The 13,803-nt window shown below is 58.5% G+C and carries 5 protein-coding genes and 1 pseudogene; 3 read left to right on the top strand and 3 right to left on the bottom strand.

What is annotated here, in order from left to right; all coding sequences use genetic code 11:
- Positions 1-77: 77 nt before the first annotated feature.
- The 3 genes from V1283_RS25850 to V1283_RS25840 all read left to right on the top strand — a co-directional run bounded on the left by V1283_RS25850 (position 78) and on the right by V1283_RS25840 (position 8,723).
- The gene (locus V1283_RS25850) at positions 78-5,924 is read left to right on the top strand and encodes a helicase-related protein (protein WP_334389354.1); all 5,847 of its coding nucleotides are present in this window, start codon (positions 78-80) and stop codon (positions 5,922-5,924) included.
- Entirely contained in the window at positions 5,924-8,038 is a 2,115-nt protein-coding gene (locus V1283_RS25845) for a UvrD-helicase domain-containing protein (RefSeq protein ID WP_334389353.1), read from the top strand. The genes V1283_RS25850 and V1283_RS25845 overlap by 1 nt, the downstream gene beginning before the upstream one ends.
- A 217-nt stretch (positions 8,039-8,255) precedes the next feature.
- The gene (locus V1283_RS25840) at positions 8,256-8,723 is read left to right on the top strand and encodes a metallophosphoesterase family protein (protein ID WP_334389352.1); all 468 of its coding nucleotides are present in this window, start codon (positions 8,256-8,258) and stop codon (positions 8,721-8,723) included.
- Positions 8,724-9,518: 795 nt separating this feature from the next.
- Here V1283_RS25840 and V1283_RS25835 read toward each other — a convergent pair.
- The 3 genes and pseudogenes from V1283_RS25835 to V1283_RS25825 all read right to left on the bottom strand — a co-directional run bounded on the left by V1283_RS25835 (position 9,519) and on the right by V1283_RS25825 (position 13,376).
- Complete coding sequence (locus V1283_RS25835) at positions 9,519-9,806, bottom strand: hypothetical protein (RefSeq protein ID WP_334389350.1); 288 nt, start codon at positions 9,804-9,806, stop codon at positions 9,519-9,521.
- 550 nt (positions 9,807-10,356) lie between these two features.
- Positions 10,357-10,812: pseudogene (locus V1283_RS25830) on the bottom strand (transposase); the annotation flags it as partial.
- Between the two features lie 1,685 nt (positions 10,813-12,497).
- Positions 12,498-13,376, bottom strand: coding sequence for a hypothetical protein (locus tag V1283_RS25825; RefSeq protein WP_334389348.1), 879 nt, complete (start codon positions 13,374-13,376; stop codon positions 12,498-12,500).
- Positions 13,377-13,803 lie beyond the last annotated feature (427 nt).

Genomic DNA, 13,803 nt, shown 5'->3' with positions numbered 1-13,803 from the left:
CCAACTACAAGATGTTGGACTATCTGCTGCTGCGTCCGAAGGATCAGCGCATCTGGCGTTTCAATGAGCCCGGCCGATTGCGCTTCCTGGTGCTCGACGAGCTGCACACCTATGACGGGGCACAGGGCGCCGACGTCGCCTGTCTGGTTCGCCGCATCAAGGCCCGACTGGACGTGCCGGAAGGTGGGCTCTGCTGCGTCGGCACCAGCGCTACCATCGCCGGCGGTCTTGAGGAGGAGGAGATGGATCCCCTCCAGCGGCTGGCTGATTTCGCCGGCATCCTATTCCAGGAATCCTTCACGCCGGCGATGATCATCAACGAGGACAACAATCGTCTCGACATCGCCGCGATGGTCGTACCTGAACCGGAGGCGCCGGAGACGTTTCCGTCGGCGGCGGACTGTACGCCGCGCGACGACGAGACCGCGGCTGCGTTTGCGCAGCGGGTTGCCCCGCTCTGGGGTGCACCCGAATTTCCGCTCATGGCTGGCAATCCCTGGTTCGATTGCAGGATTCACCGGCCGGCGCCGGAAAAATACTGGGGGCTCGCCGTCGGCGACTGGCTTCGACGTCGAGAACTGTTCAAAGCGCTGCTCGAGATTACGGTTGCGCCAGTGTTGACCTGGGACGCACTGATCGAGGAGCTGTCGGCGCGGTTCTACGTTCTGAGGGCGGTCGGCGACCATGAATCCCGCAGCCAGGTTGTTGCCGCCTTCTTCGCTCTGGTTGCCCAGGCGCGCGATCTGCGCAGCGGGCGGGCGCTCCCGAAGGTCCCGACCCATGTTCAGATTTGGGTGCGGGAGCTGCGCCGACTTGGACGCTACGTCCAGGATGCGCCGAAGTTCGGCTGGATCGACGAGAAGCGGGTCGGCAGTCCGATCCTGCCAGTCGCCCACTGCTCGGAGTGCGGCGAATCGGTCTGGGTCGGCCTCTCCAATCCGGACATGGATAATCAGATCCGCGCCAAGGGCGTGAATGGCTTTCAGTTGCTCGACGACGCCAGCCGGATTTATCAGGGTTGGGGGTTCGAAGGTTCTTCTCAGTCGCCGAACATGGTCGTGCTGAGTCCGTGGCAGACCGATGACGAGGGTTCGTCGGGGCCCGATCAGCTGCCGCTGCCGACAACCCATTGGTATTTGGCACCGGACAGTCTGGTGGTTCGCGAGGGGCCGGGCAATTGTCCACTGACGGAAGCGAGAACGTTTCGGGTCAAGGTTAGCCGCGAAACCCGCCGGCAGGACAACGGCAAGGTCGTTGGCCAGGTTCGGTGCCCACATTGCGAGATGCGGGGCACCCTGATGTTCATTGGCAGCCGCGCGGCGACGGTTTCCAGCGTTGCGATCGACGAAATGTTCGGGTCGGTTCTCAACAGCGATCCAAAGCTGCTGGCCTTTACCGACAGTGTGCAGGATGCCAGCCACCGGGCTGGCTTTTTCTCGGCGCGTACCTATCACTTCACATTCCGCACCGCGCTTCAGCGCATCATCGATGATGCCGGCTCCGCTGGTGTGCCGCTGACTGAGGTTGGCGACCGTCTGCTTGCCTATTGGTCGGTAAAAGCGCCCGGACGGCCGGGCGTGCCGCTGGAGGCGCTGGCAACCCTGATGCCGCCGGACCTGCATGAATATGGTCCCTATCTGGCGTTTCGCGAGAATGCCGGCAAGGCAACGCCCATCCCCGAGCCGCTCCGCAGCGAGATTGCCGACCGCCTGACGTGGGAGGCGATCAGCGAGTTCGGCTTGATGCTCACCCACGGTCGCACTCTGGAATTGAACGGCAGTTCGTGCGTCTCGTGGGACCTTGACGTCATCGACGCAATCGCGGGCCGCCTCGTGGTGCGACTACCTGGCATCGACACCGCCTTCGAAGGCGTCGACGGCGATCAGCTGCGGCTGTGGATCCTCGGTATTCTGCATCGGCAGCGCACGCGGGGAGGCTTCGCCCATACCTTCGTCAAGGCATATGTCCGCTCCGGACTGTGGGGCAAGAGATCGAGAAAGAAGATTGTCGAAGGGCGAGAGGTCTACCCGCCACACGGGCGATACACACCGCGGCTGATCGCTACGGGCAGCAACCCCAGACACGACCATATGCTGACGGTCACCCGGACCGGTGCCCAGGATCCCTGGAATATCGTGTGGGCGCGACGCGCCCTCGGCCGGGGCGACCTGCGGCTGCACGGCGTTTCCGATGCCGCGATCGCGGACCTGACCCGCGCGTTTCTGAAGGAGGGGGTGGACGCCGGTCTCCTAGAACTACTGCATCGCGATGGCGACAAGGATTACTTTGCGATCTCGCCGAACGCTGCACGGCTTCAGGCCGACGGCCGTCCACTGGTCTGCGACCACAGCGGTCACTTCATGTTGCGGCCGACGCGCGAGGCCGAAATATGGATGGGGGCATCCAGTTTGGCCTATGGCTCGCGACGCGGACACTACGCCGAGGCGCCCTTCACCGATCGTCAGACCTATTACCGGCAACGCTATCGCAAGGGCGCGTTGCGTCGAGTGTTCGCCCAGGAACACACCGGGCTGCTGACCACCGATGAACGGGAGGATCTGGAACGGCGGTTCAACGGAGGACTCCATGCGGACGATCCCAATGTCATCACGGCCACCTCGACCCTAGAAATGGGCATCGATATCGGCGACCTCTCGACTACGATGCTGTGCTCGGTTCCGCCGACCACCGCGAGCTATCTTCAGCGCATCGGCCGGGCGGGACGAAGCACCGGCACCGCGCTGGTGGTTTCGGTGGTCAACCAGCGACCGCATGACCTATTCTTCTTCGCCCGGCCGGAGGAGATGCTGGCTGGCAAGATCGAGCCGCCCGGCTGCTGGCTCGACGCCAGCGCCATGCTGGTTCGCCAGTATCTCGCCTACTGCTTCGACAGCGCGGTCAAGGATCGGGTCATCTCCCAGCTTCCTTCCAGTGGAAAACAGCTCGACGAGCAGCTTCAGACGGATAGCGGTCCGATCATCGACCTCCTGGCATGGATGGTGATGAAGGAAGCCGCCCTACAGGATGGATTCCTCGCGCGGTTTGGTCCCGAAGTAGTCAGGCTGGACACTCGCCAACGCTTTCGGGTGGAGGCAGAAACGATGCGGCTACATCAACGGATCCGTGGCGCCGCGTCCGAGTTCGGCGATCAGCTCAGGAGTATCGAAACGGCGCGCCGGCGCCTGACCGACCAGAAGAAGGAGTTGGCGGGAGCCGATGATCAGGCCGGGCTCCGCGAGATCGAGCGCGAATTGCGCATCCTCAAGGCGCGGACGCTTGCGCTAAACCGCACGTCGGCGTTGGAGGTGCTCACTGAACAAGGTTTGCTGCCGAATTATGCTTTCCCGGAACGCGGCGTACGACTGACCGGTGCTGTCCATAATGAGCACCAGGGCGAAGAAGACGCCACGATCTCCATCGACATCACCCGAGCAGCCGCTGTCGCCATTCGGGAGCTGGCGCCCCGAAACATCTTCTATACACACGGGCATCAATTCGAGATCCAGCAGCTCTCGCTTGGCAATCAGTCGCAGCCGCTGACGCAGGAATGGGGAGTTTGCGGGAAGTGCGGTCACATGCGGCTGGTCGAGGACATGGAGAAGCCCGAGGCCAAGCCGGCCTGCCCGCAATGCGGCTACGACAAGCAGCAGCAATCGCAACTGGACCGAGCGCAACGTAAGACGTTCCTCGATTTCTCCCGATCCGGTGCTATTTCCTACATGGAATACTACGACAGTCTGTCCGGGGATCGGGCCGAAGAGCGCGATCAGCGCTATTATCGGCTGGTCTACAGCTTCGATCAGACGGCCGGTGGTTACAAGGGAGCCGTGGGCACGGAGGACGAGCCGTTCGGACTGGAATTCCGCAGCTCGATGATCCTGCGCCAGGTCAATACCGGACTTGCCGAGACCTCGCAGGGATTTCATTTCGGCGTGGAGCAGAAGGTGCCGGAGCTCGGTTTCCCGGTGTGTCAGGATTGCGGCGTGGCCGCCGACAGCGATGTTACCAAGGACAAGGTCGAGCATCGACGCAGCTGTGCCGGCCGCAAGCGCACCGACAAGGCTTTCCGCGAAGGGCGGACCCAGAATGGATATAAATGGCAGCGGGTCTATCTCTACCGCGAACTCAAATCCGAGGCGATTCGCGTGCTGCTGCCGCCCGACGTCGAATCGGAAGATATCCAGACGCTGCGAGCTTGCCTGTTCCTCGGCCTGCGTCTTCATTTCAGCGGAAACCCCGGCCACCTGCTTATCGAACCGCAGATTTTGCCGGACCACAAGCAGGATATCAGGCGCCATTACCTTGTGATCATGGATGCCGTGCCGGGAGGGACGGGCTTTCTGAAATCACTGTTCGAGCCGAAGCACGCTGGTGAAATTCCGGGTCAAGGCATCATGACCGTGCTGAGCCTAGCGCTCGACGCACTGCAGTCATGCTCCTGCCGCCACATCGGACCAGATGAGGATGACACCGACGGCTGTTATCGCTGCATTCGGGCCTACCGTTTGCAACATCAATCCGAAGAGATCAGCCGAGAACGCGGCATCAAACTGCTGGCAACAATGATTGAGGCCGGCAAAAAGCGAATCGTGGTCGAGGCACTGGATGATCTCGATGCCACTTCCCTGTTTGGCAGTGTGCTGGAAAAGCGTTTCGTCGAACGCCTGGAAGCGGCCGTTACCGAGAGTCATGGTGAATGGCACAAGGCCTTGGTGAAGGGCACCACGGGATTCCGATTCCGCCTCGGAAAGGATTCTCGATTCTGGGAGGTCCAGCTGCAGCCCAGATTGGCACAGGCCCAGGGAGTTATGGCAGCATGCCAGCCCGACTTCATGCTGACGCCTGATGATGCTGACATTCACCCCATCGCGGTCTTCACTGACGGCTTCGAGTTTCATGCCCATCCAGGCCAGCCGACGAGCCGTCTGGCCGACGATGCGGTCAAGCGCCGGTCAGTGCTTGAAAGCGGCACCTACCGGGTGTGGAGCATCACATGGCAGGATCTGTTGGAAGGGCCGCAAGCCGCGCTGAACCTACTGCATCCAAGGATCCATGCGACCCTCGAACGGAAGATGCAGGCTCTTGGAAGGACGGGTCTGGCCTATCCGCCGGTCGCGGAAGCGCTCGGCAACGGATTTGTTCAGCTCGTCGCCTTTTTACGGTCTCCCAATCCGGCCGGATGGCAGCGCCTCGCCAACGAGGCGGGTCTCATCCCGCTGCAGGTGCTGGCCAACAGGGGGGCAAAAGGCGCCACTCCGTCCGATCTGCTCGACCTACACGACCGCTGGCGTGCCGGTTCGGACATCCCAAAGGGTACAGACGAAGGCTGGATGGGCGATCTGCTGCACACGACCGTGTTGGCCGAAGGAGACGATTTCCTCGTAGTGGCCAACCAGGGCGACGTTCTCGCGAGCAGCTCTCACAAGGTCATTGCCCGGCTGCGGCTTGGCGACACCGCTGAGGAGCGCGCGTCGGCGCTTTATCTGGAGCGGTGGGGACGATGGCTCGGGCTCGGCAACTTGCTGCAGTTTTCCGGCAATTGCCGATCCTTCACGACGTCCGAGGTTGCTCTCGGCTCGGCACCCGACCTAGAATTCACCGCCACCGATGGGGTCCCCTCGGAATGGGAAGACGTCTTGGCCGCGTTGCTTCCCTCGCTGGTCGCCCTGGCAAAAAAAATGGCAATCGATGGCGTCCCCGTGCCCGAAGTCGAGCATTACCTCGAAGGCGCGCCGGATAATTGCTTCGCCGAAATGGCATGGCCGCTCGCCGGCCATCGCAGCTGTTTGCTGGTTGGCGACCAGATGCACTTCAGGAAGCAATGGGAGGATGGCGGCTGGCGCGTCGTTGCGCTTGACGAGGTCCATGGAAAAGGCACGCGCTGGTTGGCGGGTCTGCTGGTTCGTGCCGAGGAGAAGGTCTGATGGCGTCGCTGATGTTGCACCGTGATGTACTGACCGGTTTTGGCCGCCTTCCAGCCAAGGTCCAGAAGAAAGTCAGCGAACTGATTCGGAAGTTCCAGGAGGACAGTACCCAGCGCAGCATTCATCTCGAGAAGATCGAACAGGCGCTCGACGACAAGGTGCGAAGCGCGCGACTTGGCGACGACTGGCGCGCCATCGTCATCGCGCCGGAACGGGGCGATACCTTCCTGCTGATGCATGTCGATCACCACGACGAGGCTTATCGGTGGTGTGCCAATAAGCGCTTCGAAGCCCACGGCTCCCTGGGGATGCTTCAGGTCTTCGATGTGGCGGAAGTCGAGGAGGCAGCTGAGCGCAGCGGAGACGGCAATCGTGCCTTGGCAGACGACAGCCGAAGCTACCCATTGGATGAATTGACAGACGACGATCTATTTCATGCCGGCGTCCCCCGGCCACTCATCCCAGCGGTGCGTGCCATTCGCACTGACGCCGCCTTTGAAGAAGTCGCGCCCTATCTTCCTGAGGAAGCGCAGCAGGTCTTGTTCTGGGTCGCAGCCGGGCGGTCGCTCGACGAGGCGCTGAGGGAGACGCTGGGAACCCTGAATGCCGGAGCGGCGCGCCCCAAGAGTCCGGGCGATTTCTCCAAGCTCGATCAGGTCGGGAATTTCAATCTTGTGTTGATCGAAGGGGAAGAGGAGCTGCGCGCTATCCTTGCTGAAGACATCGAAATGTGGCGTGTCTTCCTCCATCCGTATCAGCGCAAGATTGTCGAATGGAACGCGGCCGGCCCGATCAAAATCAACGGAGCCGCGGGCACGGGAAAGACGGTCGCACTCATGCATCGCGCTGTCTATCTTGCGAAGCGACTGACCGATCCGAAGGACAAGATTCTCGTCACCACATTCACGACGAACCTTTCAGTAACGATCGAGCATCTGATCGCACAGCTTTCGCCGGACGCCGCCAAGCGCATTGAAGTCACCAATCTGCATCAGCTTGCGCGGACCATATGCCTACGGTCAGAATGGCGTGGACGGATTGCGGATGACCAGGAACTCGCTGAAATTTGGGACGCGACGCTGCCGCCGGCTTCGGAGGCGGGCGAGTTCGACCGGCAGTTCGTCAAGGATGAATACGAGAGCGTCGTCGACGCAATGGGGATCGACACCGAAGAGGAGTACCTCACCGTCGTCAGGACCGGACGCCCAAAGCTATCCCGGCAGCAGCGTCGGAAGCTGTGGCCGAACTTTCTGGATTTCAACCGCCGGCTTCAGAAGAAGGGACTCCTGACCTTCGAGGGGACGATTCACCAGGCCCGCATGATCGTCGAGAACGCCCGAGGCGAGAACGCAGGACTTCCAAAGTATCGGCACGTCCTCGTCGACGAGCTGCAGGACTTCGGCCTCGAAGGCCTGCGCTTGATTGCGGCATTGAGCCCGCAGGGTGGGACGGCGAACAACCCTCTGTTCATGGTCGGGGACGGACACCAGAGGATCAATCGGAGAATTCCGATCCCGCTGTCGCGTGCTGGCATCAATGTCGTGGGTCGGTCGCGTCGCCTTAAGATTAATTATCGCACGAGTGCGCAGATTCGGGTCTGGGCGCAGTCGCTGCTCGCGGGCATGGACATCGATGATCTGGACGGTGGCAAGGCCGACACGACGGGCGACCGCTCGGTCTTCAAGGGGCCCGAACCCAGCGCCCGCAGGGCGACCAGCATCGAACAAGCAGCCAGCTTGATCACCGACTGGGCGTCGGAGCTGATCGAAAAAGAGGAGTTGGGATCCCACGAAATCTGCGTCGCGCCGGTACGCGACGCGGTGAAATCGGCACTGGCCGCCAAAGGGATCGGCTTCCTTGAGCTTGAGGCGCGGCGCGTTGATCCCGGCAAGGCCGAACCTGGCGTACGTCTCGGTTCGATCCGTCGCATTAAGGGCCTGGAATTCAAAGCCGTTGCCATGATCATTGACCAATCGGACGATCATCCGAGCAGGCTGGAGAGATACGTGGCGGCGACACGGGCGCGCCAACGACTGCTGATAATCGAACTTTCCACGGCTGAAGCAATTGCTCCAGGTACGGCCCTGAAGAGTGCCGCGGACGGACGCGCTTGAGCGAGGCCCCACTTCGTTTGCCGCGAAATCTCTCCGCGAAGGATCGGCGGGCCCGATTCGGATGCACCGCGAGCCGTCCGAGCGATGAGGGCGTAGCGCCTAAGGCGTCGCAAGTGGCGCCTGAACGTTTTGTGAGGTCAGGTGGCTTTACCTTTTCACTTTACTACAATTCTTTCGGCAGTGGTTTGCCGGGCCGCGCATCGAGGGATACTGCGTAGTGCTGAAGATTGGAATCATCTCGGATACCCATGGGCTCCTGCGGCCTGAGGCTGAGCAAGGGCTTGCCGGGGTGGCGCATATCATCCACGCTGGCGATATTGGTTGCGCGGACGTTCTCGTCAGACTCCGTCGGATTGCGCCTGTCACTGTGATCAGGGGAAACATCGATACCGGCGACTTGGCGAAACGTTATCCCGACACTCAGGTGGTACGGCTTGGCGAGCGGTCTTTCTATGTCTTGCATGACCTTCAGCAACTGCAGATCGATCCAGCAGTTTGCGGAATTGACGTGGTGGTTTCCGGCCACTCGCATCGTCCGCGGATCCAAACGATTGACGGTGTGCTCTATCTAAATCCTGGAAGCGCCGGGCCACGGCGTTTCAAGCTGCCTATCACACTGGCTACTTTGGAGCTAACCGCAAGCGACCTTCGGCCAGTCATTCACGACCTGAGTCGCGCCGAGTGATGTGGGCGAGGCTCGACGGAGCACTGAGCAGTGTCCTCTCTAGGTATATTCCAGACCGTGCTGGAACAGGAAGACTAGCAAAAAAGCCCGGGCCTGCATCGCGGCTCGGGCTTTCTTTTTATCCTGCAACCGATCTAGTGAATGGTACGAACCAAATATTAGCCGACACCACCGACAACGATCAGGGTTGGTACGGCCCAAAGTATCAGTACTGGCATATTCGGCCTTCTCTTCAGCCTCCTCACTGCAGCAAGCACTATGCCGCGGTCGTATTCACCATCGACCGAGCGTCACGCTGCCGGTGCAGTCTTGGCGCTCCGATTGCTTCCCCCTTCCTTCCGAACGACAGCGCGAGATGCGAGCGGCGCCGAGGCGGCCTATGGCGAAGTTCACTTAGGGTCAAAACCTGACCGGCTCGAATGCCCGTTTCTGGCTGCCGGCGCAAAGCGGACATTCGCCAAGACCGTGAAGTCAGCTAGGTGCCATGACGGACGTTGGCTCACTGTTGCGCGCTCAGACGACGAAGCTAGGATAGAAACCAAAGGGAGACCTCAATGGCTATCCTGGGTGCCATCTTAGTGGTCGCAGGAGCGCGATTGTACTCGGGTGCGCTATCCTTTGGGCTTGGTCTGCTTACCGGCAGAAGCGATCGAGCGGCCCAGACGAGGGTTCGGATCGTCCACCCGAGGTCTGAGACGGAGTCGGTTCGTCGACTGATAAGTAAATCATACAAATGGAGTCAGTTGAGAAATTTGACAGGTTTGGGTGGGCGAAATCGTGCCTTCGTTGCCAGTATCATTCGTCTTTAGTCAGCAACCACAGACGAGCCAAGGCTTCGTAGGGATCGTGACCGTCGCCTTCTAGGCTACTAGAAGTGTGCGTTGCGACCCAATAACCTGAACGCCGCCTAACGATGGCTTGAAGCTTGTCGCCTAACGCGCCGCACAGCTCCTCGAGCGTTGGGATCGGAATATCCGGCAAATCGGGATGCTGGAATATAGAGATCGCCGTCTTAGGTCGCCCAATGCGTGAAATGTAAGGAAATCCAGCATCGTCGAGTTCCTTGGCCAGCGCATAGTTCATGACTACAGATCCACCAGCGGACTTCTGTCGCTGAGCAAAGCGTGTTTGAATCAAGAGGCAAAACTATCGGCAAAGGCGACTAAGGATCAATCAGTATCCGCAAGCCAGAAGTTTCGAGACCAAGGCGCTCAAGAGTCAGCAAGCCTGGGCCCTTGAAGGCGAAACGAGCGATAGCCAAAGGTACATCCCACTTTTTATCGGTGATGAACTCGCCTCTGATCTTCTGTGTTCCGACGCCTCCGGCCCTGAATATCCAGGTGCTATAGTGTCCTCCATGGGCTGTCTGGCATAACAATGCATAGATGGCGTAGGTGTTTCTTTCGCCGATCTCTTTCAGCATGTCTGGAATTGGCGGCATTCCTTTAGGTGAGTACCCACGGACAACTAGAAGTTTCGACACGTCTCCAGAAAAATCTCGGAGGCTGTCTCTGCGTTCTTCGGAAGGAGTTGGGTCAACGCCCATCGCCTTTGCTTCCCTCGCTTCCTTTTGCAGGTACGCAACCTCTCCCGCCAAATGTTCTTCGTGAACTGCCCGTCGCAACTGATTGGTCGGATACTCCAGGTGCAGCCGATCCAGATGCCGCATGATCGCGAGGTCGGCGGACAACACCGGACGCGGCAGATAATAAACACTGCCGCGGCTGATCTTCAAAACTTCCGCCTGCTTGGTGATCGACAGATCATGTCCACGGTCGATCATCGCTTTGCGCTCAGCAATCCCGCCTTGGTGAGCGCTCCTTCTAAAAAATCGTTCTCCAGCGTCAGCTCCCCGATCTTGGCATGCAGCGACTTCACATCGACTGCAGGTGCTGCCGGCGGCCCGCCCCCAGGTCCGAAAACCCTCCGAAGCATTGCCCTCAAGCTGCGATTTCCACGCCGTAATCTGATTGGGGTGAACGTCGAAATGCTCAGCCAGTTGGGCTATCGTCCGGTCGCCCTTGATGGCTGCCAGCGCCACCTTCGCCTTGAAGGCCGCTGAGTGATTCCGGCGGGCTCGTCTGCTCATGGTCTCTCCTGATTCGCGGGCCTATCGTGCCCGCCGTCAGGCAGAAACTCCACTTATCGTCCCGTTCAGATTTCCGGAACCGGCTCTGGGAGCCTGGGTCTTACTAGCGGTTCAATGGAAAAATTTGTCTCGAGTGCATTGAGAACACTTATCGATACCGCCGTTTTGAGGCGAAAGGCAAAATGCCAGAACTCTGATACAGCAATAAAAACAAGTAGCAAAAACATCAGGGAGCAATGGCTCTGTTGTTCCTGGCAGGATGCCCGGAACATTAACATCGACCAATGAGGAGATTGTATTCTTCGCATGAGGCGATGCAGCAACGATGATCATCAAAAGGACGATCGCTGATAGGGCCAATTGGCGCCACCACTTCCAGTTTCCGATAATCTGGGCGGTCACGATATCGAGGAGTATCTCTCCGAAGTAATCGTAGTTAGGTCCGGTGCGATACTTTTCTCGGGTAGCCTTTATGATTGGGGGCAGGAATCGAAGACGCAAATAAAGCCAAGCCAGGATGTCTATGCTCGTAAAGGCAGCCAATGCTAGTGAGAAATAGAGTTCATTCTTTCTCGTCAATAATACGGCGAGCGAGACAAGAGAAAGAGCCACTACGGAGACAACCGACCCAAACCGAACCCGTCCGCCAGATGGATCAATCAGGTAGACCGAGCTTTGAGCCTTCGTATCGATGGTCGTCCCGGCTGCCCAACAGGCGATGTATAGGCTTAGTAGGATGGATTGGAGGTACTCGGGATTTGTGCTCGAGAGTGCAGGGACGAATGGGATATCTCTTCAGGGTTACTCCTGCGAACACAAGGGCGATGCCCGCCGTCACTCCCCAAATGCACCAGTTTGCAAAAGCTGCGATCTTGGAGATGTCTTCTCGGCTGCGACGGATTGAAGGTGTCCTTGTCTTCTTGCTCAAGGGGGCCCCCAGCAGGAAGTCTACTGAAAAGCGAATAACATAACGGCAAATGGTTGCACATTGATGTTCGCCTTATAGTAGAAGGAAATTTTTGACTCTCGCAAGACCTATCGCAATGCGAAAATTCGGGTTGGGGGCCGGGGCCCGGGGCTATTCGGATCTGGTCCGAAAGGAGTAGGCTCCTGGCGACCGATAGTAACTGGCAAAAATGGAGTCAGTTCGCTGACTGATAGGGTTTGGTCGCAAAGCTTATCAGTTAGCCAGGTAGGTGTCCGTACCAGTCAGTGGGCCTAATGTGCAGAACTGGATCTCCGCGCTATATCTTTGGCCTATGATCAAAATGTCGCGTTGCTTTCCATCGGTCCAGAACGGCATGCCTCAGAAACTCTGCTGTATGCGGGTTGTAGCGGCAGCTGACCTTGAGCTTGTGCGCTAAACGCTGTCGTAGGCCCTCGACCGACGGCGAGGTGGGTCTATTTCAAGATCTTGCAAACAAATCCATCACAAACCCCGACACACAAGTTGTCAGAGCCGCAGCCGCAAGGGGCGTCTTTTGGCTTATAACGGCATTCACCACTGAGTGTGGAGTTCTTGATCCTGGACATGGCATCTTTAGCGGGAACGCTTTGCTGGATTGGTGAGAAAGTCGGTGTCGGAGGACTCGACGATGATTGAGCAAAAGCCGAGAAGGGGAGCGTGAGAAAGGCTAAGATGGCCAAGAATCGAAGCATATTAATCTCCATCAATAAGTGACCAATCATCGGCCGAGAGACGTTGCAATTGCTGAGGCTGATACGCGGGCGTTATGCTGTGCCTGGGCGGAATTATCCAAAGCAGCGGCGCTATATTCGGTTGGCGGTCTGACCGGACCCAATGTGATGATAAGGTCGTTTGTGTAGTTTCGTTGAGCGCCGATCAGGAAGGGAGTTGTGTTTCCAGTGAAACGAGCGAGTTTCCAAGTTGGATTGACGTTGCCACCATATGTAGCGAGAAAGGTAATCTGTTCGGTGAACGTATTGTAGACTGGCCATTGCCACGGTAAGTCGGGCCGCTTGAACTTACCCTTGTTAAAGCCCCCTGATAGCTTGCTGTACTGCGAGGTGTTACCGGTTCGCGCGATAAGCGCCTTATCGAATAAGAATTCTCGAATTTTCAGATCCCCTTCAATCTGCGGTCCGCGGCCAAATTCATCGCCGCACTCCTTCTCACTAGCGGAGTTGATTAGATCCGCATTTAGATAGGTATACTGAATCGTTTCCGTCCTTGTGGCCGTTGCGGCAGCAGACGCGCTCAATCCAATTGAGAAAGTTTGTGAAGGAGTGAAGGACACCCCGGGGTTAATTGCACCTTGGTCCTGGGCCGTAATTGTCAAAGTGACGGCTGTTCCCCAATCATCGAGCCAATGCAGATCGGAAAAGGCGCGTCGAGCAGCAAGTAATCCGTAGGCCAGCTCACACATAACATGCACGACAATTTGGTTTTCGTAGCGGCCTTGCTCTGTATAGCTACTCCTTCCATTTTGAGCGGGAACTGGGACGTCGCTCCGAATCTCACTTTTGAGCGGCGTGTAAAGTCCGCAGCCACCTAGAAGAAATGCCACAGATAAGCCTACCGCCCATCCCGCTTCCCCTCGCATCTGTGCCCCCGATTACTTTGCTCAAAGTCGGGATGACAATCTAGCACAGCCTGAACCTGCAATATGCGCAGCTTGCTCGCATCTGTGACTAATCCCCAGGAAGCTTTCGTTACACCTGAGAAAGGCTGGCAAGAGGGGTTACCAAATGGCGTCTTCCTGGCTGCTGGCCTTCGAAAGGCCTCTTGTTCGCGTCGGCGCTTCGGCGTCGAACGGCAATAGGGTCGGTTGGCGGATTGATAAGGAAATTACACAAAAGGAGTCGGCCTGCTAACTGAAAAAGTTTGGCATAAAACCTTGCCGGTTAGCTTGGGTAGGGACGCGGAGGAGCCTCGGGATAGCGTTCAAACTCCTCCAGGATACGAGAAGCAGTTAATCCGGCCAGTCCGATCCGCCGGAAACGAGGATTGCCCGCGGCAAAGTCCATTTT

It is taken from the genome of Bradyrhizobium sp. AZCC 2262 (assembly GCF_036924535.1).
Lineage (GTDB): Bacteria > Pseudomonadota > Alphaproteobacteria > Rhizobiales > Xanthobacteraceae > Bradyrhizobium.
Note: the sequence above shows the minus strand (reverse complement) of the source record. Positions and strands in the feature narration are given on the sequence as shown.